Here is a 23,506-nt window from a genome sequence, read left to right on the forward strand (position 1 = left end):
TGCTTTATAAGATTAATATTAAGATCAGTATCAATGCTCCAAGCAAGAATACGTAAGCGTATTGCTGTACGCGTCCGCTTTGCAGTCCCCGTATCTCGTCGCTTGTGGCGTGGGTTCCCCAAGCTATGAAGTTGAAGAATCCGTCTACTACGTGACGGTCGAACCAAGCGATCGGCGTAGAGATGCAACGGAAGATGATGCGGTGCGTGATGAACTGATATGCTTCGTCGATATAGAAACGGTGGTAGGCTGCCCGGTGCAGTCCGGCGAACCGTTTGGCAAGTTTATCTGCCAATGGCTGTTGCGGACGCAGGTACATGCAAGTGGCCAGAACGATGGAGCCCACGGCAATCACTACGCTGGTGACGGCCACTGAAGTTTCCAGATGAATGGTATACGATTCACCGTTGGCACTGATGAAATGTCCGAAAGGAATGAAACCGGCCACACAAGTAACGGCAGCCAGGAAGATTAACGGAACAGTCATGGTGAGGGGAGACTCGTGTGGGGTGTGTGCGTCACTTACTCCATTGCTTGCCGACTTTTGTCCGGGAGTTACACCGGCCCAGAAAATGCCGTAGTAGAGACGGAACATATAGAAGGCAGTCATAGCCGCGATGATTGTCATCACCCAACCCATCACAGGGCTGTACTGGAAGCAAGCTGCCAGAATTTCATCTTTAGAGAAGAAACCTGAGAACGGAGGAATACCCGCGATGGCAAGACAGGCTATCAGGAAGGTGATATGCGTAATCGGCATGTACTTACGGAGTCCGCCCATGGCGGACATCTCGTTGGAATGTACGGCATGAATGATGCTGCCGGCACCCAGGAAGAGCAATGCCTTGAACATGGCATGTGTGAAAAGATGGAACATGCCGGCCATATAGCCCAGTCCTCCGTGATGCGGGTCGGAAGAGGTGCAGACACCTAATGCCACAATCATAAAGCCGATTTGTGAGATGGTGGAAAAAGCAAGTACACGCTTGATATCACTCTGTACGCAAGCCACGCTGGCTGCATAAAACGCAGTGAAAGCGCCCACCCATCCGATCAGGTGCAGTACGTCCGGTGCATATTCGATGAAGAGCGGGAACATGCGTGCCACCAGATAGACACCGGCTACCACCATGGTAGCGGCATGAATCAATGCACTGACAGGAGTCGGACCTTCCATGGCATCTGGTAACCAGATGTGCAGCGGGAACATGGCACTCTTGCCGGCACCGCCGACAAACATCAGTCCGAGGGCCAGAGGTAACATGCTGGCGCCACCGCTCAACATCGAAACTGTGTCGGGAGTGAAGCCGAATGTACCTCCGTAATATCCGTATAGCAGGATACCGATCAGGAATCCCAGGTCGGCGAAGCGGGTTACGATGAACGCCTTTTTGCTGGCGGCAATGGCTGCCGGGCGGGTATAGTAGAAGCCTATCAGCAGGTAAGAAGATACACCTACCAGTTCCCAGAACAAATACATCTGGAAGATATTGGTTGCCACTACCAGTCCGAGCATCGACATGGTGAACAAGGACAGGAATGCGTAGTATCGCTGGAATCCTCGTTCACCTTTCATATAACCGAAGGAGTAGATATGTACCATCAGGCTGACAGTGGAGATCACGATCAGCATCATTACCGAAATAGGGTCGAGCAGGATGCCCAGGTTGAATGTCAGTGTCTCCGTAAACGGAAGCCATTCGAAGTTATAAGGAATGAGCGTGGCGAACGTTCCGTCCGCCAGGCGGGGAGCCGAAAAGTATTGTATGGCCGTGATGTACGAAAGTACGGTCACCGCTGCCAATACCAGCGTGCCAATGGTGCCCGCTGTCCGGTGGCTCATCCACTTGCCTCCTATCCCTGTTGTCAGGAAGGAGAGGAAGGGGAGAAGAAGGATCAGAATTGTATATTCCATAATCTATCTGTTGTTGTATATTATACTATGTTTATACTGCAGGAGGTATGCTCTGCCTACCATTTTAATTCATCGAGATTCTTTACCTGTATACTGCGTATATTGCGGTAAATATTAATCATGATGGCAATGGCGATAGCCGTTTCCGCAGCCGAGATGGCGATGGAGAACAGGGCAAAGAAATATCCTTCCAGCTCTCCGGGGAAAAGGAAACGGTTGAATACGGCAAAGTTGATATCGGTCGCATTCAGCATCAGTTCCACAGAGATCAGGATTGCAAGTGTGTTGCGCCGGGTGAAGAACCCGTATATTCCTGCAAACATCATGATGGTAGAGACCACCAGATAATATTCCATGTGTATCATCATATCTTTCTATCTTTTACGTGCAATTAATAATCCGCCTACGATACAAGCCAGCAACAGTATGCTGACTGCTTCGAAAGGCAATACATATCCATATTTGCCGCTGCTTAGCAGTGCATGCCCGATGGTCTTGATACTGATTTCTACCGGTTCCGGATCGCTTGTCGGTACGAATTTGTGGGTCAGTGTGATAAAGAGCACCAGTACCGCGCCTACTATGGTCGTGGCGAGTCCCGCCAGGAATTTACTCCGTTTCAGGTGAGCCGCCCGGTCGCCTTCTCCACTCGTCAGCAGGATGGAGAATACGTAGAGCACCACAATACCTCCGGCATAGACCATGATCTGTACCGATCCGAGGAAAGTATACCCCAACAGAAAGTAGATGCCTGCTGTGGCGAAAAGCACAAACAGCAGATAGGTGGCCGAACGTACGATGCGTTGTGTAGTCACCGTCAGTATGGACATGGCAATGATGAACACTGCCAGAAAGTAGAATACTACTGTTTCAAGTGTAAGTCCCATATTCTTTTATTCTTTTTTCTTTTCGATTACTTTACTGCCTTCGTGATTGAGCTGCAGGATGAGCTTGCTCCGGTCGAATACGGCATGCTCAAATACCTGGTCGAAGGTGATTGCGTCGTGCGGGCAGGCATTGACACATAGTTGGCAGAAGATACACGAGCCGAGGTCGTACTCATACTTTGCCAGTATTTTCTTCTTTTTACCCTCTTCCGTTTCAACGGTCTCACTGGTCACTTTGATGGTATCATTCGGACATGCCATCTGGCACAGTCCGCAGGCTACGCAGCGATGCTCATTGTTTTCGTTGTGAGGCATGGTCAATGTACCGCGGAAACGGTCGAACATCTTGAGTTCTGCACGGTTTTCCGGGTATTGTTCGGTTACTTTCTTCCGGAAATACACCTTGATGGTGGTTTTCATACCCGTCAGCAGGGAGCCGATGCCTTGCATCAGGCCACCTAAATATGTATATTCTTCATTCTTCATTTTTCAGTCCTCCGGGTTAGAAGTGCAGTCCGAAGACTACGATTAATACCATGATTACCAGATTGACCATCGAAATGGGCACTAAATATTTCCATTCCAGATTCAATATCTGATCAATGCGCAGACGTGGAAAAGTCCACTTGATCCACATCAGCAGGAATACCACGAAGAATGCCTTGCCAAAGAACCAGATGAAGCCCGGGATGTAATCCATTACGGCATTGAATCCGTCCAGACCGACGATATGCAACGGCATCCAGCCTCCGAGGAAGATAGTGGCAGCTACGGCGGCTACGATAAACATATTCAGGTACTCGGCCAGGTAGAAGAATCCGAAGTGCATACCCGAATATTCGGTATGGTAGCCCGCTGTCAACTCACTTTCCGCTTCGGGAAGGTCGAACGGGCCGCGGTTACATTCTGCGTTTCCGGCTATCAGGTAGATAATGAAGGCGATCACCGCCGGGATGTGTCCCTTGAATATAAACCATCCGTTGGCCTGGCTCTCTACGATTTCGGAGAACTGCATGGTACCCATCAGTACCACCATCGTCAGGATACTGAGTCCCACGGACAGTTCGTAACTGATGATCTGTGCACCGCTTCGCATGGCACCGATCAGTGAGAACTTGTTGTTCGAGCCCCATCCGGCCAGCAGGATACCTACCACACCGATGCTCGAAGCCGCCAACAGGAAGAATACACCCACGTTGAAGTCCAGCACTTCCAGCCCCTTGCTGATGGGCAGGCAGGAGAAGGTGAGAAACGAAGCGATAATCACCATGAACGGAGCCAGGTTATAGAGGAATTTATCCGAGTGTTTCAGCTCGATGATTTCTTTGGTCATCATCTTAAGCACGTCACAGAGCACCTGGATGCTTCCCCACTTTCCTACGCGGTTCGGTCCCAGACGGCACTGGAAGAAACCGCACACCTTACGCTCCATATAAATAAGGAGAATGGCAAGTATGGCGTACAGGGCCACAATGCACACCCCGATTACGACACATTCAATGAATACAGCCAGCCCCTCCGGCATGACGGAGGTCAGAGTCTGGTGTATCCAGCTTGTTATTATACTAAAGTCAAACATATGCTATATTTACGATTAGACGATTTACTATTTACTTATCTGTCGATATCCGGCACCACATAGTCCAGCGTTCCGCCAATGGCGATCAGGTCGGCAATCTTGGCTCCCCGGCAGATGGTATCGACAGCCGAAACCAACGGCAGTCCCGTCGAACGGTAATGCAGGCGGTAGGGGGTCTTGTCTCCGTGGCTCTCGAGGAATACCCCGAATTCACCTCGGCTGCCTTCGACAGCAGTGTAGTAACTTCCCTCCGGCACCCGGATGATAGGTTTCATCTTCTCCTGTATCGGTCCTTCCGGAATGTTGTCTATCAACTGTTCGATGATGTTCAGACTTTCCATAATTTCATCCATACGTACCATGTAGCGGGCAAAAGAGTCACCTTCGGTGTAAACGATCTCTTTAAAATCTACTTTGTCATATACACCATAAGGCATACGTTTGCGCACATCGCATGCCCATCCGCTGGCACGGCCTGTACCACCGGTGCATCCGAAAGAGATAGCATCTTCGCGGCTCAGTACGCCTACACCTTTCAGGCGTTGCCGGGCAATGACGTTGCCGGTAAATACGTCGTGATATTCGTGAATGATGCCACGCATGTAGGGGATGAATTTTTTCACTCTCGGGATGAAGTTCGGGTGTAGATCCGCTTGTACCCCACCAATAGTATTATAGTTCATAATCAGACGTCCGCCACAGGTCTCTTCGAACATGTCCAGAATCATCTCACGGTCACGGAAACCGTAGAAGAAAGCGGTCAGTGCTCCCAAGTCCATCGCGAGGCACGAATAGAACAGCAGGTGGGAGTCGATACGCTGAAGTTCGTCCATAATGGTACGGATGTACTTCACACGTTCGCTGACTTCGATTCCCATTGCTTTTTCGATGCACATGCAAAGGGCATGGCGGTTCTGGTGTGCTCCTAAATAATCGAGCCGGTCGGTCAGTGCAAGGGTTTGCGGATAGGTGAGGCTTTCGTTCATCTTCTCGATTCCCCGGTGGATGTAGCCGCAGTTGGCATCGAGTTTCCTGATGGTTTCGCCTTCAAGCGATACGCGGAAACGCATTACTCCGTGGGTGGCCGGGTGTTGTGGTCCGATATTGACTACATATTCACGGTCATCAAAGATGACATTCTCCTGGGTTTGGTAAGTTCCGTCCGGGTTCAGTTCTATTTCCTGCGTGGTGTCATAGGTCTCTTCATTGTCCATACGCAACGGGTTATCCTTTTCCGGATTATTATCTTTACGCATCGGATATCCTACCCAGTCGTTACGCAGATAAAGGCGCCTCATGTCGGGATGTCCGATGAATACAATGCCATAATAGTCGAATACTTCACGTTCGTTGAAGTCGGCCGCTCTCCAGATGTCACTGACGGAAGGGATTTCCGGAGTTTCGCGGTTATCTGTGGATGTTTTTACAGCGATGCGTTCGCCGGTTACGCTCGATTCCAGATGGTAGACTACTCCAAGTCCCCGGGTTACGTTCGGTGCGTCGCCTTCCTCTGCCACTCCCCAGTCCATGCCTGTCAGGCTTTCGAGAAAGTCCATCTGCTTTTCGTTACGCAGACGCAGCATCTCGTCGTGTAGTGCTGCGGGTTCTATGTATTTTATTTCTTCCATATTTTAATGATTAATGCGAATCTGTGATGCATCTGGGTTTATTCCTTCTCAGGTTTCTTCTCTTTTCGGTTTACTCCTCCGAAGAATTTTTCTATCTTCACTTTGCGTTGCAGTTGCATCATGCCGTAATAGAATGCTTCGGGACGGGGCGGACATCCGGGAATGTATACATCGACCGGAAGAATCTTGTCTACTCCGTTTACCACATGATAGGACTTGCGGAACGGACCGCCGCTCACTGCACATCCTCCTACGGCAATCACATATTTGGGATCTGCCATCTGATCATACAGACGCTTCAGTACCGGGGCCATTTTATTGGTGATGGTTCCGCATACCATAATCATGTCGGCCTGTCGCGGGCTGGCACGGGCTACTTCAAACCCGAAGCGGGCCATGTCATAACGCGCGGCACCCAGTGCCATGAATTCGATACCGCAACAGCTGGTTGCGAAAGTAAGCGGCCACAGCGAGTTGCTGCGTCCCCAGTTGATAAGATCGTCAAGCACTCCCACGAAGACGTTGGCTCCGCCTTCATTGAGTTCTTTGACCATCTTTTCCAACGATTCGTTATCGATGAAGTCTTCATAGGGGATAGACTTTATTTTGGGCTTTTTCATTATTTCCATTCCAGTGCTCCTTTCTTCCAGGCATAGGCAAGGCCCAGAACCAACACAACTAAAAAGAAGAGAATACTAATTAATCCTTGGGGTCCCAGATCGCGGGCAATCACTGCCCAGGGAAACAGGAATACCGTTTCGACGTCGAACATCAGAAACAGGATAGCAAACAGGTAGTAACCTACGCGGAACTGCATCCATGATTTACCGCGTGTAGGGATACCACATTCATACGCTTCGAACTTTTGCGCATTATACGATCGTGGTGAGATAGCGTTTGAAAGGGCTATCACCACACCGACAAAGGCAATTGCGGTCAGCAGAACGACAACTAACAATGTAAAATTCATAATCCAATAGTATGTTTAGATTGAATAATCTGAAAGATGCAATAAATCGTCACACCTCTGAGTGACAACTGATTGAGAAAGGGTTGATAGCTACAGGACACAAGTGAATCTGTTCACAAATGGCATCGCTGTTCGTAGCTTGTAGCTTTCCTAAATAATGATTTTCCTTAATCCGTAGACATAGTAGGTCAGTGGATCCGACGGATTGTATGTATGTGAATAGATTGAATGATCTGATAAGGGATTATTTCTCATTCTGTATTTATGGAAGACCGTTTCGGGACGGATAAAGCTTTTATCCGTTGGTACATGAGAAATATCTGCATGACCCATTTCGCAGGGCATGATGGTACAATAAAAATGGAATCGCTCCAGAATGTTCCGGTTTGCAGGAGCGGCTTGTGAAATAAAACATTCGTCCTGATCCGGATCTTCTATTATATAAGAGGTATTTGCCGCCTTCATCGTTACCGAATGAAGCAGCACGGCAAGCGCTATCAGTATATAATATTTTAAGCTTTGTTTCATTTCTATTCCTTAAACGGTTGCAAATATAGAATTTAATTTCATCTCTTTTGCAAACTCCATGTGACAAAAAAGGTTTTTTAATAAATCATATATTGTTCTATATTATACAACAAATGAGGTTATCCTCTTGTTTCTAATTCCTTTTCCAAAAATCTGAACTGAATAAAAGCAGTACGGTAAACAGCTCGAGACGTCCCAGCAACATGAGGAATGACAACAACCATTTTGCCAGTTCGGGAAGTCCGTTCCATGAATAAGCGGGGCCGCAGCTACCCAGTCCGGGGCCCATATTGCCGATACTTGAAATCACCGTACCGATGGATTCGGTAAAGCCTACTCCCATTGCCATCATCAATAGTACACTGATGATGATGATAACGGCATATAGAAACGAGAAGGCCAGTACCGTCGAGAGTATGGAAGGGGAGATGACCTGTTTGTTCACCCGGACCGGGAGCACTGCATTCGGGTGTACGATGTGTTTAAACTCATTCCGTGATACCTTGGTGAGGATCACCATCCGGATGCATTTCATACCACCTGTGGTACTTCCGGCACAGGCACCTATCAGCATAATGACAGTCAGGGTTCCCCAGAGTACAGGTACCCATTGCATATAGTCGGCCGTTACAAATCCGGTGGAAGTATGAAGCGAAGCTACTTGGAAGAAAGCTTTACGGAATGATTCTTCTGCGCCCATTGAAGTAGTACGGTAAAGTACCGCTGCGATGAATCCGGTAAAGATAATCACTGACATGACGTACCATTTCAGCTCGGCATTCTGGGATACCTTCTTCAGCTTGCCGGTAAATAATAATAGAAGCAGCGTAAAGTTGATTCCGGACAGGAACATAAAAATGCCTATTACATATTCTATATAAGGTGAGTTGTAGTAAGCTATGCTGTCTTGTTTAGTGGAATAGCCTCCTGTACCTGTGGTGGCGAACGAATGGCAGATACTGTCAAACAATCCCATGCCGCCGAATAACAACAGAATTACTTCGATGGCTGTCAGTCCGGCATAAATCGTCCATATCCATTTGGCTGTCACGCCGATGCGGGGGTGCACTTTATCGTAAGTCGGTCCGCTCGATTCGGCTGCGAAAAGCTGTACGCCGCTCACTCCGAAAATGGGCAGTACGGCAATGGTAAAAAAGACAATACCCAGTCCGCCTATCCATTGTGTCATGCTTCGCCAGAAAAGGAGTCCGTGGGGCAGTGCCTCTATGTCGTCAAGAATGGTGGCTCCGGTACTGCTGAATCCTGACATTGTCTCAAAGAAGGCGTTGGTAATGCTTGGTATGTAATGGCTAAGGTAGAACGGGAGCATTCCGAAGAGGGAGAATACGACCCATGCCACACTGACAATGACATATCCGTCGCGTCGGTTGAGTTGTTTTTCAGCTCCTTTTCCGACGGCAAGCAGGAGGATACCGACCAGAGTGGTCAATCCCGCCGACAATAGGAAACTGTTCAGGTCGTCTTCACCGTAAATCAGCGAAACGCCCGCACAGCAGAGTAACAGGGCGGTCTCTATCAGCAAGAGAAAACCTGTAATGCGGTATATCATTTTGGAGTTTATCATACCATCAATTAAAGTACTTTTCTATCTTCTTGATCATCATGCTCAGGCAGAATACGACGACGTGGTCGCCTGCCTGGATAAGGGTGTCGCCCGTAACCAGTACACCTTCACCATTGCGGATCAGGCCGCCGATGGTAGTCCCCTTGGGCAGTCCCAGGTCTTTCACTTTGTTTTTGGTGATTTTTGCGTTTTCGGGTACAGTGAATTCCGCTACGTCCGCATTGGCAAAGGTCAGGCATTTCACGTTCGACACGTCCGCATCCAACATCATCTGGTAGATGTGGCTGGCAGCAATCATTTTCTTGTTGATTACCGTACCGATATCCAGACTTTCGGCCATACCGATGTAGTCGATATTTTCGACTTCGGCCACAGTTTTGCTCACTCCCATGCGTTTGGCGGCAAGGCAGGCCAGGATGTTGGTTTCCGAGTTGCCGGTCAAGGCTACGAAAGCTTCCGTATTCTTTAGCCCTTCTTCGATGAGCAAGTCCATGTCCCGTCCGTCTCCGTTGATGATCATTGTCTTGTCATCCAGTAATTCCGTCAGGCGATTGCAACGGTTAATATCATTATCTACGATTTTCACTTGCATGTAATCCGGTACATACTGCGCCGTACGGACGGCAATGCGGCTGCCACCCATGATCATGACGTTGCGTACATCGGCATATTCTTCCTTTCCGGCTATTTTCCGGATGTAAGGGATGTATTTCCGGGTTGTGGTGAAGTAAACGATATCGTGTAACTTGATGGTATCGTCTCCCCGGGGAATGATGGTTTCAGTACCTCGTTTGATGGCTACCACGTGGTAGGGGATGTCCGGTGCACCCAGCTCGGCCAGTGTAACGTCCAGTATCTCCGCTTTTTCACGCATCTTTGTACCGATCAGGATCAGTGAGCCTCCGCAGAATTCCCACCATTGGCGTACCCAACTCATGCGCATGGACGATACGATCTCCTTGGCAGCCAGCATCTCCGGGTAAATCAGTGAGTCGACGCCCAATTTCTGGAAAAACTCTTTGTTCTTCGGCAACAAGTACTCGTAGTTGTCGATGCGGGCTACTGTCTTTTCGGCTCCCAGATTGGTGGCAAGCATACATGCTGTCATGTTCCGGCTCTCGTCGGGGGTGACGGCTATAAAGAGATCTGCCTCTTTGATGCCTACCTCTTTCAGGCCGGAGATGGATGAAGGAGAGGCCGTGACAGTCATCAGGTCAAAGTTCGAACTGAGTGTGCTTAGTTTTTCTTCGTCGTCATCCATCAGGATAATATCCTGTTTCTCGCGTGAGAGTAATTTAGCCAAGTGTGTGCCTACAGCTCCGGCACCAGCAATAATTATCTTCATTTTGATTGCAAATTGCGGTTCTATTGCGTATTCTCGGAGATTAAGAATGGGCAGTCATGCAACTTTCCACAGGAGCGTCCATCCGTAATTCGTTTTTAGTAATTGCCTTGTAAATGCCTTCTTCATCCATCCCGCACAAGTGATAGAGTTGCTGTACCGATCCGTGTTCAATAAACTTGTCCGGTACACCGATACGCCTGATTTCGGGATAATATCCGTTGTCGGCCATGAACTCCAGTACGGCACATCCCATACCGCCTTTTATAATGCCGTCTTCCACTGTTATGACGTGGCGGAACTTTTTACCTACTTCGTGCAGTAACTCTTCATCGAGCGGCTTAAGGAAACGCAGGTCATAATGTGCCACAGAAATACCTGTTTCGGCTTCGGCACGTTCGATGGCACGGGCAGCCAACTTGCCGATAGGACCAATCGTGATTACCGCCAGATCATCTCCGTCCTTCAGTTTGCGTCCTTTTCCTACGGGAATCTCTTCCAGCGGGCATTCCCAATCTACGAGTGAACCCCGTCCACGAGGGTAGCGGATGGCGAAAGGTCCTTTGTCGGGCAATTGGGCGGTATACATCAGGCGGCGTAACTCGTGCTCGTCCATTGGTGACGAGATGGTCAGGTTGGGTATAGGGCGCAGATAGGCCATATCGAACACACCGTGGTGTGTCGGTCCGTCTTCACCTACCAGTCCGGCGCGGTCGAGGCAGAACACTACGTTCAGTTTTTGTATCGCTACGTCGTGAATGATATTATCGTATGCCCGTTGCATGAACGATGAATAGATGTTGCAGAAAGGTAACAGGCCGTCTTTGGCCATACCTCCTGAGAAAGTTACGGCATGTCCTTCGGCGATGCCTACGTCGAAAGCGCGGTCCGGCATGCGGTCCATCAGTATGTTCATTGAGCAACCGCTTGGCATGGCGGGAGTAACCCCCATAATCAGTTTATTCTTTTCTGCAAGTTCCGCCAGTGTATGACCGAACACATCCTGGAAAAGCGGTGGCATTCCGTCTGTATTGGCTACAATCCGTTTTCCCGTTACAGGGTCAAATTTACCCGGAGCATGCCATATGGTGGCCTGTTTCTCTGCCGGACCGAATCCTTTTCCTTTGATGGTGTGTAGATGCAGGATTTTGGGTCCCTGCATATCTTTGATGTCATGCAGGATGCGGGCTATGTTCTTTACGTCGTGCCCGTCGATAGGGCCGAAGTAACGGATATTCATTCCCTCGAAAATGTTCTGTTGCTGGGCTGCCAGTGACTTCAGGCTGTTGCCCAGCCGTATCAGGGCTTTCCGGCGCTCTTCGTTGAGCAGACCCATTTTAAACAACAACCGTGATGTCTTGAAACGCAACTGATTGTAGCGGTTCGAGGTAGTGAGGTTAAATAAGTATTGTTTCATGCCACCTACACTGCGGTCGATGGCCATATCGTTATCGTTGAGTATAATCAGCAGATTGTTTGCGGTAGACGAAGCATTGTTCAGACCCTCGAAAGCCAGTCCGCCGCTCATGGATCCGTCGCCGATTACCGCTACTACATGGCGGTCCCGTTCTCCCTTTCGTTCAGCTGCCACTGCCATGCCGAGCGCTGCCGAGATGGAGTTGGAGGCATGTCCGCAAGTGAATGTATCATATTCGCTTTCTTCGGGTGAGGGAAAAGGGCGGATTCCGCCCAGTTTACGGTTGGTAGAGAAGGCTTCCCGTCGTCCGGTCAGTATTTTATGTCCATAAGCCTGATGGCCTACATCCCATACAATACGGTCGTAAGGAGTATTGTACACATAATGCAGTGCTACGGTCAGTTCCACTACACCGAGACTGGCCGCGAAGTGTCCCGGGTTGCACGATAGTTCCTTGATGATGTCTTGCCTCAATTCATCGCATACCTCCGGCAGCTGATCTACACTGAGTTGGCGCAGGTCTTCGGGGTAATTGATAGTGTTTAGCAAGCTATATGTTGGTTCATTCTTCATGATTCGGGCAAATTTAAATGCAAATTTAGTAAAAGAAAGCGGAAGGAGCATCTTTTTGATTGGAAATTTAATGGGTAAGGGCGGAAAGAGAGGCGGACCGATAAACTTGCGGATGGTGGGATGGCTTATAATGTGGTATCCTCTTTCGTTAACATTGTTAATGCCATTTCAAAAATGTTTTCTTCCTGTTTGCATAGAACAAGTGTTTTGCATTTAAAAGGCTTGTTCTTTGCAGACAAAAGACTTGTTTTAACATAATGTTAAATCAAACCTTTTGCTTACTAAAGAATGAAGGTCTTGAAATTGTTGATATCGAGAGGGATAATACGTTCCTTCGTTTTTCTGTACTCTGATTTATCCGCTTGAAATTATAGACGATACTTGTCAAAGTCACAATGATATTAAGGCTTTGCTAACGGACACCGGTTTTGTGTTGCAATGTTGCACCGGGGGCTCTGAATCCGGTTTAAAATGATTGGAGGGTTGTCCTGCAAGAATGAGGCATAGAGGTACTTATACGGATAAACGAAACATCCTTGTTTCTACTATCATCTGTTTCTGAAAGAATGGTGAGATGATTATTCATTCCCCTATTCCTGATTAGCCACTGTATGTGCGTGATATGCGGGTGATACAGAGGAATCCGGTAACTATCGTTTTGGGGGGTGGTTGATGAAAGCTGCGATGTCATCCATTACATAAGCGGGAATAGGGGCGGGACGGCTGTATTCAAGGGGGACTGACTTACCTTCTCCTTCCTGGAATAAATGATTGAGTCGGGGATAGGTTTTAAACATTGCCTTGGGATTCCCTGCCAGAGCGGTGTGCCATAAATCGAAATCATGCATGGTGACCTGGTAATCACGTTCGCCTTGAAGGACGAGTATGGGGAGAGCCAGTTTGCGAACTACTTCCAAAGGCTTATATTGATTGGCAAATGCCCAGTAAGCGTGTGGAAGATTCATGGGTAAAGGAATGGTGATATCGAACGTATCTGTATCCAGCTTTTTCACATTGTCCACTTGTTTTTGTAACTGAGCTATGTCTTTTTGAATATCGTTTGTGGATGGGAGTGCAGAGGCGAGATATTTTACTTGACTTATGAACAGATCTTCAAGCGGACGGGCGGCGCCTGCGAGTAAAATAATTCCTGCCGGAGTTTTATCGCTACATTGGGCGATGCGGGGAGCCAGAGTTCCCCCCAGACTATGTCCGAGGATGTAAATTCGTCCGGGATCTATAGTCGGTATTGATTCGGCAAGCTTTACTGCCGAAAGGGCGTCATCTACCGATTCTTCATCGAAAGTAATTTCTTTGCCCGCAGGCGCGCTATCGGCTCCATACACTTTGGTGCGCTTATCGTAACGGATCACGGCTATTCCGCGCTCGGCCAATCCGTACGCTAAGTCCCGGAAAGGTTTGTTGACTCCTACCGTTTCGTCGCGGTCGTTGGGACCCGAGCCATGTACTAAAATGACTACCGGCAGGTTTTTGCCGTTTTTAGGAAGAGTCAGTGTGCCGGGAAGCTTAAAGCTTCCCGTACAAATTTGTATGTCTGTTTCTTTTATTTTATCTTGTACCGATGCTGTCGGGGGAGTGGCATTTGTAGCCGGAACAGGTACGAAACGAATGGTATTCACCTTTCCGTCCGGATTGAATGCTGTGAGAAAACGTAGTGGAATACGTTCGAATTTAGCGTCGCAGTAATAAATAGTCATACCGTTTATTTGTTCGTTTTTCCACTCTCCGTGCGACTGGTACTTACCTACTTGTTGTTCCAATTGCTTGAATAGTCCGTTCAGCATTTCAACGGAAAGCATTTTCCGGATGTTATCGTCCAGATGCACATACACACTGTCTCCTTTACCTGCAATCAGTCGGTCGAGCAGTTCGGATGCCTGTTGCATACGATCCTGTGCTTGCAATACAGGGGTTGCCGCCAGCAGTAGCCATAACAGGCACATCCCTTTGAATAGATTGTTTTTTATCATAACTTGTTTATTAAGAAATCTCCGATAAAAAATAGAGTTCCGAAGAAAAAGATTCCGTAAATCAGCAAGGAGACAGAAGTCAGCCAACGGGGTTGTTTCCGCTCTCCGGCGGCACGGATACGTGCGAACGTACTGAACAAACATTCGGCGGCGGCAAACAGAACTATCAGATAGATGATCAGGTCGGTCCACGATTGCAGCCAAAGATCTTTGAGGTTACCTATCAGGCATACCAGTATCACGATGACTACAAAATATGAAATACGCATTAAGTCAGTTTTCTTTGATCCCATAGGCATCTCCTTTCTTTTTTTAAGTTCATATTCTTCCCTTTGGGGTGCTATTTCACAAACTTAAAATATTTTCTTTGAAAAAGAAGTTTTCCGGACTGATTCCGTATCCCTGTTAACAAATATTATGATAGCGGTGTCGGCCTGTCAACGAAGTTATTGCCCTTAGTTCTCTATACTCTCAAAAAGATGGAGCGTTGGTAGAGCAGCCATAAGATGACATATACGATAGATATGCTGACTAAAGAAATTAATACAGGATAGTAGGCACCCATATAAGGTTCGAGCCCATAAAACAGTGAATTTCCTATGCATCGGAAATCGAAGATGCAATCCAGCAAGTAGGCGAGGATAGAGTTCATTCCATATACTTTCAGCAGCGTCAGGTGAGAGCGGTGTTGTTTATAATCGATCCAGTAATAAAACAGTCCCATCAGCAGGAAGCAATAACCACTGCTGACCAGTACCATCGAACTGGTCCATATGGTTTTGATAACTGGAAATACGAGTCCCCATGTCCAGCCTGCGAGAACCATGCCTGCACCGATGCCAAAGTACAACCGAAGCTTATGTTTACCTTCTGTTGCATCTTTGGCAATGTAACCGGCAAACAATCCGGTCATTACAGTGACTATAAAATTCAGGCTGCTCAGTATCCATGTATAATAGTAACCTTCAGCAAAAATGATGGTTCCGTTTTCTACGGAAGCTCCGTCCCGGAAACGTCCCAATACAGTCCGGTCGATCCATTCTGCCAGATTACCTTCGGGAGTATAATTGCCACCTCCGTAGCCATCGATGCTGATGAACTTCATGGCAGCCCAATAAATGAGTAGCAATGCAACGCAGAGAACGATTTGAGTTTTTCTGCCGGTATAGAGAAACAATAAGGCAGCAGCAATATATCCCGTAGCGATGGATTGCAGAGTGTTTGTATACAGATACAGATGATCGGGATCAAAAGACAATAGGTTACCTTGGCACATCATGCCGAAAATCCAGAGTAACAGTACTCGCTTACATAACCGATAGATCAGTTTACTCTTGTCTGCCTCCCCTTTGAATCGGGATAGAGCGAATGGGATAGAGATTCCGGACATGAAAAGAAATAAGGGCATGATTAAATCCCACGGGGAAAAGCCGATCCAGTCGACGTGTCGCAGGCACCAGTTTACTCCATCCAGATGGGGAGAGTCTATGGCTCTGACTAAAGTTCTTAACAAGGGGCCTAATGCCACCAGAAAAAAGAGGTCCAGTCCTCTTAAAGCGTCCAATGATTCTAATCGTTGTCTTATCGGCTGTTTCATACAGATGTGTTTTTAAAGCATCAGAATAAATAGATAGTTACTAATAAATACGTGTATAAGAGCCTTATCCCTCAAAATTCAATCCCTTTTTTGTCACTGTCGTCTTCCCGTTAACAATTATTATAAAGCTTGTCGGTGGGATGACAGTAAAGTTAGCGCTGGATTATCCGTATCTTTGTCGTAAACATAGAGATATAAAGAGATGAAAAAACTGATAATATTCGATTTGGATGGTACTTTATTGAATACCATCGCCGATCTGGCACATAGTACGAATCATGCTTTGCAAGTTTTGGGATACCCTACTCACGAAGTTGCTTCCTATAACTTTATGGTGGGCAACGGTATCAATAAGTTGTTTGAGCGTGCATTGCCCGAAGGAGAGAAGACGGAAGAGAATGTGCTCCGTGTCCGTAAAGAATTTCTTTTGCACTACGATCGGCATAATGCTGACGAGAGTCGTCCTTACCCGGGAATTTCGGAATTACTGGAAGCATTGCAGAATAAAGGCCACAAATTGGCCGTGGCTTCCAACAAATATCAGGCAGCCACCGAGAAACTGATTGCACATTATTTCCCCGGGATACGGTTCGTTGCCGTATTTGGCCAGCGTGAAGGTGTGAAGGTAAAGCCGGATCCCACTGTGGTAGATGATATCCTGCAGATAGCCGATGTACCGAAAGAAGAAGTATTGTATATCGGCGATTCGGGAGTAGATATGCAGACGGCTATCAATAGCGGGGTTACTTCCTGTGGAGTCACGTGGGGATTCCGCCCCCGTACGGAGCTTGAATCGTTCTGTCCTGATTTTATAGTGGATAAGGCGGAAGCTGTTTTGTCTATTGTTTAATAAGTAAAGAGGAAAACTGAAGGTTCTACGGGGCTTCAGTTTTCCTCTTTTATAAAGTTGCGTCTATTCGCGCGGTTATTTGATTTCGTCCGGCCAGGGGCATGGTTTTCCGGTGGCTTTGAACGATGGGCGTTGTCCGCCGACTTTACGCAGATAGTTACCCAGATCTTTTGACAGGTGTTTTACGATATCCGGATGCTGGGCTGCCAGATTATTTTTTTCACCTATATCTTGAGGAATGTTGAACAGCTCTTTCTTACCGTTTTCATAATAATAAATCAACTTCCAGTCTCCTTTACGTACCGTACAAGTCGGGCCTATACCCGGACCGTCGTTACCCCAATGGTTCGGGAAGTTCCAATACAGGCTGCGTCCTTTCGAAGGGTCGCCTGTCTGCTTTAATAGCGGGATAAAGCTGATACCATCAATCGGCTGAACAGTTTTGTAATGCTTCACTTGTGCCATCTCAAGAATGGAAGGATAGAAATCCTCGATAATCAGATACTTGTCACATTTGGTATCCGGTTTCACTACACCGGGCCAACGTACGATCATCGGTTCGCGCACACCACCTTCGTAAGCAGAACCTTTGCCGCTGTTGAGTGGAGAGTTTTGCGTATGTAATTTGCCGTCACGCCATCCCGGTTCGCTGGACAATCCTCCGTTGTCACTCATAAAGATGACGATGGTATTGTCTGCTTCTCCGTTTTTATCCAACCAGTCCATCAGGTCGCCTAAACTCTTGTCCATACCCTCAATCAGGGCGGCGTAAGCGGCTTCTTTAGGAGTCAGTCCTTTGTCGATGTATTTTTGGTAGAAACGTTTGTCTTTATCGATGGGAACATGAATGGCGTAGTGTGCCATGTAAAGGAAGAAAGGCTGATTGTATTCTTTGGCGTGGTTCAGTGCTTTTATGGCTTCCAGAGTCAGTGCTTCACTTACAAAAGTGTCTGTTCCCCAGTATTTATCCAGTCCCGGAACGGCAAACCAAGGATTCGGCTTTCCGTCCGTCCGGTTTCCATAATTGTTTTCACCCAGATAACTGGCCAGTCCGCCTCCTGCATGTCCGGCAATGTTCACTTCAAATCCCATGTGATAAGGACTCTCTCCCGGAGTATTCACTGCGCCGAAGTGTGCTTTTCCGCAATGAATCGTATGGTAGCCATTGTCTTTCAGAATTTCTGCCAGCGAGGTCGCCTGGAAAGTATGGTCGATGTTGGGGACCTGACAAACACCGTTAACGTTCCAGTCCGCTACATTGAATACATCGCTCGGACGGTCTGTTTGCTGACCTTTGGGATAGGTCCAGTTTGTCACCCGGTGACGGGCGGCATTCGTTCCCGTAATCAGGCTGCAGCGGGTAGGCGAACTGATACTGCTGGCATAGGCCTGCGTGAACATTACGCCTTGTTTGGCAAGACGTTCCATGTTAGGGGTTTCGTACACTTCATTATAGTGCGTTTTTTGTGTCCAGAAAGGTAGCGAGGTATCCTGCCACCCCATGTCATCCACCATGAAAAGGATGATGTTGGGACGTGTGTCCATGCGTCCGTCGGACTGTTGGCTCTGTGCTTGCAGAGCAGGGGCAGCCAATGGAGCCAGTGCGAAGGGAATGATTAGTTTTTTATTCATCGTGATATATATTTAGAGTATTACTTTTTGAGGGTTATTTCTCCGGGAGTTTTGATCCGGATACTTCTTAGTTCCTGTCCTCCGGAAGTCTCTGCCCATACTTTTAAGGTTCCGGGGCAAAGTACATTGAGAGTCAGTTGGTCCGGTGTGGAGGAGAGGATCTCTACGGTTGCGGGAGACAGATACTTCTCTTGTATGCCGATTACGGCCCAACCGTTGCGGATGGGGCATAAATGGAACAGCTCGTCTGTAAATCCCTCAAGTTCCACGGGATATGCCGAAGTCAGTTCGGTGGCTGTCCGGGCCTTCCAGTCGAACAGGAGTATCCGTCCGGAGGAGGTCATGTCCGGTTTTCCGGTAAGGGTTTCTCGTAACAGATAATCTTCTTTGGCAATTCCGGCTGTCACTTCCCGGTATTTGGAAGAAGTGTTCAGATTGTAGCAGATGATGCTTACTGCTTCATCTCCCGTGGGAGCAAATACCCGATATGCCTTTCCATCCTGTAACGGGTTGGTAAGGATTGATTCGGGAGTCGGTATGGCAGGTGCTGCCGGACGGAATATCTTTCCGTTGTTGTCAATCAGTGGGAAGATGTTTTCACTGACAAATTCTTTCGGTGAATCCGAAAGATAAACCGGTCCGCCGGAGATGGCTTTCGATCGTGCCATCAGGCTGCCGCAGATCGTGTCGCTGGAATGAAACATGTCATGATCCGGCCACACTGTCTGTCCTTGCAACAGGGTATTGGTGTACGATTGGAAAAGATGGGATTTAGCCATGTCTTCATCATACTTTTTGTAATCGATGCTGACGCGGGTTACTCCGCTATACAATGTATGGTCAGTATTGAGAGTGTTTTGTGCCATGCAGTTCATCAGCCCTACCTGTTGGTCGTGTGTCTGCCTTTCCAGTGCCAGATTGCATTCTTTAGCCTGCCGGACAACTTCTGTCCCACCCATATAGAGAGGTAAGGTGAACGCCTGATTGTCTATTTTGAGAAAATCGAATCCGTTGTTCTTTAGCGAACGTACGTAGTACCGGTAAAAATTATCGATGTTCCGGGGGCTTTTGCCGGGTAACAGGCTCCCGTTGAACGTGTAGAGGCTTTGCTTTATATCTGCCGGGAAGTCATTGTCGGAAGATATTCCTGCCCAGTATCCTGAAAGGGCGTACCATAATCCCATCCAGCGGATTCTGTCTTTGTTCTTGCGAGCCATGATTTTATTCCATCCGTTAGGGAAACGCTTCGGATCGGGAACGAAGCTCATCAGTTGGCGTTGTCTGTTGGCTATGTGCCCGTCATCGATCAGTACGTAGCGTACGGGAATGCCGGACGCTTCGATGGCATCGAGATCATTCAGTATTTTAGTTTCGTCAATATCGTAGTGATAATGTTCCCACGTACACCATCCGAGGTAATTCAGTGCTTCGAAATACTCTTTGTCCGTACGCTTTTGCAGTGCGGAAGTTTTATGGTCTGCTATCAGTGTTTCGTAAGCCTGACGGAGTACCTGATAAATGCTGCCGGCATTTTGAGTTAATGCTACCGGCACTTTACCCGAGAGGCGGTCGCATCCGAGTGTGGATACATAGAGGTTCAGGGAACCGTCTTTGTTTATCTGGAACCAACTGAGACTATTATCTCCGGACAGAGCTTTTACGAAGAGGTAATTGCCATCGGCGAGTTGTAGTAACAATGCGTCTCCCAAAGTGGAAGGACGTGCATTTGAAGGAATACCGGGGTAGTTTTCCTGTGTAAGGTCTTTCAACCGACCGAACATCCAGGGCAAGAGCCGGTTGGTGTTATTAGGCCACTCGAAGTCGCCGGGACGGGAGTCTCTGCTGAAAAATGCACCTCGTACATAAGCAGGTAGCTGAATGTTATAGCAAAGAGTAGATTGATTGTCGGGAACTGTTTCTGTGTACATGATCGGCGCAGATGTCCCGTCAATCCGGAGAGATTCCGGAATCTGACAGGCATTTACATCTTTGAACGATTTACCTTTTTCATAGATAAACGTGCTTTGTGCGAGTATGGTCGTTCCGGAGAAGACCATACCCGCTAAAGCAAGCAAACTCATGATGAAATGTTTCTTCATTCTTGTGGTTAATTTACGGAGAAAGCACTGAAGTTTGTAATATCGGGCAGGGCAATGGATTGCAGCACTGTCAGCCGTAATGCCGTTGCTTCAATGGGATCGAATTTCTCGATCCGCTTGTGCCCTACGGATTCTCCGGTACATACGGTTTTCCATTTCCCGTCTACTTTAGCTTCGATTTTATATTGGCGGATGCGTTCTCCGTTTTTTATGTTTTCCTGAATAATGCAGTAATTGACCGGTTGCTTGGATTTCAGGTTCAGAGTCAGGCTCTTCTTTTGTCCTGAAGTCTGTGCCAGAGGTGAAGTAAAACGGCGGTTGATTTCTTCACCCCACTCTTTGAGGCGTTGTTCGTCACCTGCGGGAATCAGGCCGGTCGGATCGGGAGTCAGTCCGACAATCAGGGTTGCATTACGTCCGACGGACTTCTCGTACATATTCATCAACACATTCAGCGAATAAATGTTATTTTCGTCATCCGGTTCCCAGAACCATTCATGACGTCCGTTAGCTCCTCGCAGGGGAGTATCGGCCATGGCGGGTACCCAATATTTTCCGTCTTTGTCACCATGCTTCAGCAACTCAAGTTGGTTGACATTGCTTTCTATCCTTTTGTGATGTGAGCAGGGAGCCGGGAAGGTAGACCAACAAGGATATCCCACTGTCCCCGATTCAGAACCTCCCCAACGAAAGTCGGCACGGTCTATGTTATGGTAGAAGAGGCAATTGGGCTGATATTTATTGACTATCGGCTCTACATCCGGACCGTCTCCCCGGGGATCATCTGCTCCACCGTCAAACCAGATCATATAAAGGTCACCGTATCGGGTGCAAAGTTCTGTCACCATCTTTTCGCACAAGCGTTTGTACCAGGCCTGGCGGTTATGGGCGAATTCACCTTCTCCTTCGGCTTTAAAGTTATGAATACCCAGCAGAGAGTTCCAACGGATACCGATATAAATTCCAGGTTGTAATCCATATTTGCGGCAGGAGTTTACGAAATCACGGACAATGTCTCCTTTTCCGTCTCTCCATTTCACAGCTTTGAGGCAATATGGGTTTACGTCACTTTGCCATAGCCCGAAACCGGTTTCGTGGGTTGCGGTAAGTACGGCAAATTTGCATCCGGCGGCTTTGGCTGCTTGTACCCACTGGTCAGTGTTCAATTCGGTCGGATTAAAGATGTTGTAGTCTTCTATCGGGTTGATACGGTTGTTGCCTTGTCCATAACGTATTCCGTCGAATACATGAAGGTCATAGTGGAACACAGCTCCCATTTCAGCCTCGTGCCATTTCATTTGAAGAGGTTTGGGCACGGGAATGTTACTTTGTTGAGCCACACAATAGGTAGAAAAAAAGAGTAAGAGTAGGGTGTAATTAAGTTTGTTCATGGTGGTTAAGGGGTTATATAATTTGCAAATGGATCATTGGTTTGGGTAAGCCATGCTTGCAACTGCCGGCTGAATTTCCGTATCAGTTCGGGTTGTTGGTTGGCTATGTTGTCCATTTCATACGGATCGTTGTTACGGTCGAAAAGGATCACTTTATCGATTTTACCATCGGTGGCATGAACCACGTAAGTATATCGGTCGGTACGTAGCCCGCGGTAGCCGGTTGCGTGATTGTCATATTTCACGAAGTAGTAAGGCTGGACAATCTCTTTCGGTTCTCCGGTTATTATTGCGTTGCCCAAATCAAATGTCTGTACGGTAGAGGGTATTTCTTTTTGAAATCCCATCATAGAAAGTAGAGAAGGGTATAGGTCGGCAAAGGCAATCATCAGTTTATCATCCCGGCGGGGTTTGATTTGATCCGGCCAGGAGATGATCATCGGAATGCGCATTGATTCTTCATAGAAAATATCTTTTCCGGCATTTTCGTGAGCACCCATGCAGATGCCATGGTCGGAAGTGAAGACCACGATGGTATTATCGAACAGATGATTTTGTTTCAATGCTTCGATAATGCGTCCTACATTTTCGTCTACCCCTGTGATGCAGGCATAGTAATTGCGGATGTTGTTACGGAAGTAGTCTCCCATTTCCGTGCCTTTTGCCGGAATATCCGGACGGTCTTTGCAGAGAGCTTCTACATCCAGATTTTTATATATCTCTTTGTATCGGTCCGGTACCAGTTCGTATCCCGTGTGGGGTGGATTCATTGATACAACCAGTGCAAACGGCTGTTTCTTGTTCTTTTGTTCGTTGATGTACTCGATGGCTTTATCTGCTTCATATTCCGGTCCCCATTGGTTGACGTAATAGAAGCTGTCCCGTGGAGCAGTTGTATTCCAGTACATGGGTTTAAGGTGATAGTCGTACGTTCCGTATGCTATCCAATGTTCAAAACCGTGGCGACGTTCGGGCGGACACCATTCATTCCATGCCACTTTTCCGCGGTTGTTGTAAGTGTCTACGTAGGGTTTGTAAGGGGCGTCCAGGTGCCACTTTCCGATATATCCGGTGTTGTATCCCTGATCTTTAAGTACATCACTCCAGCACCTGGCGTCTTGTGGGAGTTCCACTCCGTATGGGGCTGTGGCAGAATTGCAGTTACCGGTTACCTTGCTGGAGATGGGGTACATACCGGTCATCAACATTCCTCTCGCAGGCGATGACACCGGATAGCTACTGACAGCATTGGTGAAATTGATACCTTCGGCAGCAAGTTGGTCTAAACTGGGGGTTTGTACAGGCTCTTTGCCTATGCATCCCATTGCGTCTCCTCGATATTGATCGGCCATAATGAAGACCAGATTGGGGGGAGTTTGCTTTTCCTGTGCCTGTAGTCCTGTGGCCAAGATAGGCAAGGTAAGCAGTGTTTGAGGGATAATCTTTTTCATAATGCTGTAAAGTTACATCTTTTCTATAAAAATACAATTTTTGGTGAAAGAAACAAGACCTCCCCGCACTT

At 47.7% G+C, this 23,506-nt stretch carries 20 protein-coding genes; 1 reads left to right on the plus strand and 19 read right to left on the minus strand.

The window, feature by feature from the left end; genetic code table 11:
* Window positions 1–4: 4 nt before the first annotated feature.
* The 15 genes from nuoL to DBK98_RS08440 form a co-directional block, all read right to left on the minus strand.
* A complete protein-coding gene (nuoL, locus tag DBK98_RS08370; protein WP_032537172.1) occupies window positions 5–1,915 on the minus strand; it encodes an NADH-quinone oxidoreductase subunit L in 1,911 nt (636 codons plus the stop codon).
* Window positions 1,916–1,971: 56 nt separating this feature from the next.
* Window positions 1,972–2,280, minus strand: coding sequence for an NADH-quinone oxidoreductase subunit NuoK (nuoK, locus tag DBK98_RS08375; protein ID WP_005775579.1), 309 nt, complete (start codon window positions 2,278–2,280; stop codon window positions 1,972–1,974).
* A 9-nt stretch (window positions 2,281–2,289) separates the two neighbouring features.
* On the minus strand, window positions 2,290–2,802 hold the full coding sequence (locus DBK98_RS08380) for an NADH-quinone oxidoreductase subunit J (protein ID WP_032537171.1): 513 nt from the start codon (window positions 2,800–2,802) through the stop codon (window positions 2,290–2,292).
* Window positions 2,803–2,808: 6 nt separating this feature from the next.
* Window positions 2,809–3,288, minus strand: a complete 480-nt coding sequence (locus tag DBK98_RS08385) for an NADH-quinone oxidoreductase subunit I (protein WP_005775581.1) — start codon at window positions 3,286–3,288, stop codon at window positions 2,809–2,811.
* Window positions 3,289–3,304: 16 nt separating this feature from the next.
* Window positions 3,305–4,381: an NADH-quinone oxidoreductase subunit NuoH gene (gene nuoH, locus DBK98_RS08390; protein WP_005775582.1), complete on the minus strand. Its 1,077-nt coding sequence runs from the start codon at window positions 4,379–4,381 to the stop codon at window positions 3,305–3,307.
* A gap of 35 nt (window positions 4,382–4,416) precedes the next feature.
* A complete protein-coding gene (locus DBK98_RS08395; protein WP_032537170.1) occupies window positions 4,417–6,009 on the minus strand; it encodes an NADH-quinone oxidoreductase subunit D in 1,593 nt (530 codons plus the stop codon).
* Window positions 6,010–6,047: 38 nt separating this feature from the next.
* On the minus strand, window positions 6,048–6,638 hold the full coding sequence (locus DBK98_RS08400; RefSeq protein ID WP_032531159.1) for an NADH-quinone oxidoreductase subunit B: 591 nt from the start codon (window positions 6,636–6,638) through the stop codon (window positions 6,048–6,050).
* The gene (locus DBK98_RS08405; protein WP_005775585.1) at window positions 6,629–6,979 is read right to left on the minus strand and encodes an NADH-quinone oxidoreductase subunit A; all 351 of its coding nucleotides are present in this window, start codon (window positions 6,977–6,979) and stop codon (window positions 6,629–6,631) included. The genes DBK98_RS08400 and DBK98_RS08405 overlap by 10 nt, the downstream gene beginning before the upstream one ends.
* 150 nt (window positions 6,980–7,129) lie before the next feature.
* Window positions 7,130–7,507 (minus strand): hypothetical protein, encoded by a 378-nt coding sequence (locus DBK98_RS08410; protein WP_005775587.1) that lies wholly within the window; start codon window positions 7,505–7,507, stop codon window positions 7,130–7,132.
* A gap of 133 nt (window positions 7,508–7,640) precedes the next feature.
* Window positions 7,641–9,092, minus strand: a complete 1,452-nt coding sequence (locus tag DBK98_RS08415) for a TrkH family potassium uptake protein (protein WP_005775588.1) — start codon at window positions 9,090–9,092, stop codon at window positions 7,641–7,643.
* Between the two features lie 4 nt (window positions 9,093–9,096).
* Window positions 9,097–10,437 carry a Trk system potassium transporter TrkA gene (gene trkA / locus DBK98_RS08420; protein WP_005775589.1) on the minus strand — a complete coding sequence of 447 codons (1,341 nt, stop codon included), beginning with the start codon at window positions 10,435–10,437 and terminating at the stop codon, window positions 9,097–9,099.
* Window positions 10,438–10,477: 40 nt separating this feature from the next.
* Window positions 10,478–12,424 carry a 1-deoxy-D-xylulose-5-phosphate synthase gene (gene dxs / locus DBK98_RS08425; RefSeq protein WP_005818453.1) on the minus strand — a complete coding sequence of 649 codons (1,947 nt, stop codon included), beginning with the start codon at window positions 12,422–12,424 and terminating at the stop codon, window positions 10,478–10,480.
* Window positions 12,425–13,074: 650 nt separating this feature from the next.
* Complete coding sequence (locus tag DBK98_RS08430) at window positions 13,075–14,415, minus strand: alpha/beta fold hydrolase (RefSeq protein ID WP_005818455.1); 1,341 nt, start codon at window positions 14,413–14,415, stop codon at window positions 13,075–13,077.
* Window positions 14,412–14,708 (minus strand): hypothetical protein, encoded by a 297-nt coding sequence (locus DBK98_RS08435; RefSeq protein WP_032531193.1) that lies wholly within the window; start codon window positions 14,706–14,708, stop codon window positions 14,412–14,414. Before DBK98_RS08435 ends, DBK98_RS08430 begins: the two co-directional genes overlap by 4 nt.
* Window positions 14,709–14,878: 170 nt before the next feature.
* Window positions 14,879–16,012, minus strand: coding sequence for an acyltransferase family protein (locus tag DBK98_RS08440; RefSeq protein ID WP_005775597.1), 1,134 nt, complete (start codon window positions 16,010–16,012; stop codon window positions 14,879–14,881).
* A gap of 202 nt (window positions 16,013–16,214) precedes the next feature.
* Between DBK98_RS08440 and DBK98_RS08445 the strand changes: the two genes are divergently transcribed.
* Entirely contained in the window at window positions 16,215–16,862 is a 648-nt protein-coding gene (locus DBK98_RS08445; protein ID WP_032537169.1) for an HAD family hydrolase, read from the plus strand.
* Between the two features lie 75 nt (window positions 16,863–16,937).
* On the opposite strand, the gene DBK98_RS08450 is transcribed toward DBK98_RS08445, so the two are convergent.
* The 4 genes from DBK98_RS08450 to DBK98_RS08465 are packed head-to-tail and all read right to left on the minus strand — an operon-like array spanning window position 16,938 to window position 23,435.
* Window positions 16,938–18,494 (minus strand): sulfatase, encoded by a 1,557-nt coding sequence (locus tag DBK98_RS08450; RefSeq protein ID WP_005775601.1) that lies wholly within the window; start codon window positions 18,492–18,494, stop codon window positions 16,938–16,940.
* A 20-nt stretch (window positions 18,495–18,514) separates the two neighbouring features.
* The gene (locus tag DBK98_RS08455) at window positions 18,515–20,593 is read right to left on the minus strand and encodes a Sip1-related alpha-galactosidase (protein ID WP_032537168.1); all 2,079 of its coding nucleotides are present in this window, start codon (window positions 20,591–20,593) and stop codon (window positions 18,515–18,517) included.
* 8 nt (window positions 20,594–20,601) lie between these two features.
* Window positions 20,602–21,984: an alpha-L-fucosidase gene (locus tag DBK98_RS08460; RefSeq protein ID WP_032537167.1), complete on the minus strand. Its 1,383-nt coding sequence runs from the start codon at window positions 21,982–21,984 to the stop codon at window positions 20,602–20,604.
* Window positions 21,985–21,989: 5 nt separating this feature from the next.
* A complete protein-coding gene (locus DBK98_RS08465; protein ID WP_005810232.1) occupies window positions 21,990–23,435 on the minus strand; it encodes a sulfatase in 1,446 nt (481 codons plus the stop codon).
* Between the last annotated feature and the right edge of the window lie 71 nt (window positions 23,436–23,506).

The organism is Bacteroides sp. PHL 2737 (assembly GCF_004115325.2).
GTDB lineage: Bacteria > Bacteroidota > Bacteroidia > Bacteroidales > Bacteroidaceae > Bacteroides > Bacteroides hominis.

Excerpts from the sequence above, each read along its gene's own strand:
- nuoL (WP_032537172.1), bottom strand. The coding sequence starts at position 1,915 with ATGGAATATACAATTCTGATCCTTCTTCTCCCCTTCCTCTCCTTCCTG.
- DBK98_RS08430 (WP_005818455.1), bottom strand. The coding sequence starts at position 14,415 with ATGATAAAAAACAATCTATTCAAAGGGATGTGCCTGTTATGGCTACTG.
- DBK98_RS08405 (WP_005775585.1), bottom strand. The coding sequence starts at position 6,979 with ATGAATTTTACATTGTTAGTTGTCGTTCTGCTGACCGCAATTGCCTTT.
- DBK98_RS08435 (WP_032531193.1), bottom strand. The coding sequence starts at position 14,708 with ATGGGATCAAAGAAAACTGACTTAATGCGTATTTCATATTTTGTAGTC.
- DBK98_RS08400 (WP_032531159.1), bottom strand. The coding sequence starts at position 6,638 with ATGGAAATAATGAAAAAGCCCAAAATAAAGTCTATCCCCTATGAAGAC.
- nuoK (WP_005775579.1), bottom strand. The coding sequence starts at position 2,280 with ATGATACACATGGAATATTATCTGGTGGTCTCTACCATCATGATGTTT.
- DBK98_RS08380 (WP_032537171.1), bottom strand. The coding sequence starts at position 2,802 with ATGGGACTTACACTTGAAACAGTAGTATTCTACTTTCTGGCAGTGTTC.
- DBK98_RS08410 (WP_005775587.1), bottom strand. The coding sequence starts at position 7,507 with ATGAAACAAAGCTTAAAATATTATATACTGATAGCGCTTGCCGTGCTG.
- DBK98_RS08460 (WP_032537167.1), bottom strand. The coding sequence starts at position 21,984 with ATGAACAAACTTAATTACACCCTACTCTTACTCTTTTTTTCTACCTAT.
- nuoH (WP_005775582.1), bottom strand. The coding sequence starts at position 4,381 with ATGTTTGACTTTAGTATAATAACAAGCTGGATACACCAGACTCTGACC.
- trkA (WP_005775589.1), bottom strand. The coding sequence starts at position 10,437 with ATGAAGATAATTATTGCTGGTGCCGGAGCTGTAGGCACACACTTGGCT.
- DBK98_RS08385 (WP_005775581.1), bottom strand. The coding sequence starts at position 3,288 with ATGAAGAATGAAGAATATACATATTTAGGTGGCCTGATGCAAGGCATC.
- dxs (WP_005818453.1), bottom strand. The coding sequence starts at position 12,424 with ATGAAGAATGAACCAACATATAGCTTGCTAAACACTATCAATTACCCC.
- DBK98_RS08440 (WP_005775597.1), bottom strand. The coding sequence starts at position 16,012 with ATGAAACAGCCGATAAGACAACGATTAGAATCATTGGACGCTTTAAGA.
- DBK98_RS08455 (WP_032537168.1), bottom strand. The coding sequence starts at position 20,593 with ATGAAGAAACATTTCATCATGAGTTTGCTTGCTTTAGCGGGTATGGTC.
- DBK98_RS08445 (WP_032537169.1), top strand. The coding sequence starts at position 16,215 with ATGAAAAAACTGATAATATTCGATTTGGATGGTACTTTATTGAATACC.
- DBK98_RS08395 (WP_032537170.1), bottom strand. The coding sequence starts at position 6,009 with ATGGAAGAAATAAAATACATAGAACCCGCAGCACTACACGACGAGATG.
- DBK98_RS08450 (WP_005775601.1), bottom strand. The coding sequence starts at position 18,494 with ATGAATAAAAAACTAATCATTCCCTTCGCACTGGCTCCATTGGCTGCC.
- DBK98_RS08465 (WP_005810232.1), bottom strand. The coding sequence starts at position 23,435 with ATGAAAAAGATTATCCCTCAAACACTGCTTACCTTGCCTATCTTGGCC.
- DBK98_RS08415 (WP_005775588.1), bottom strand. The coding sequence starts at position 9,092 with ATGATAAACTCCAAAATGATATACCGCATTACAGGTTTTCTCTTGCTG.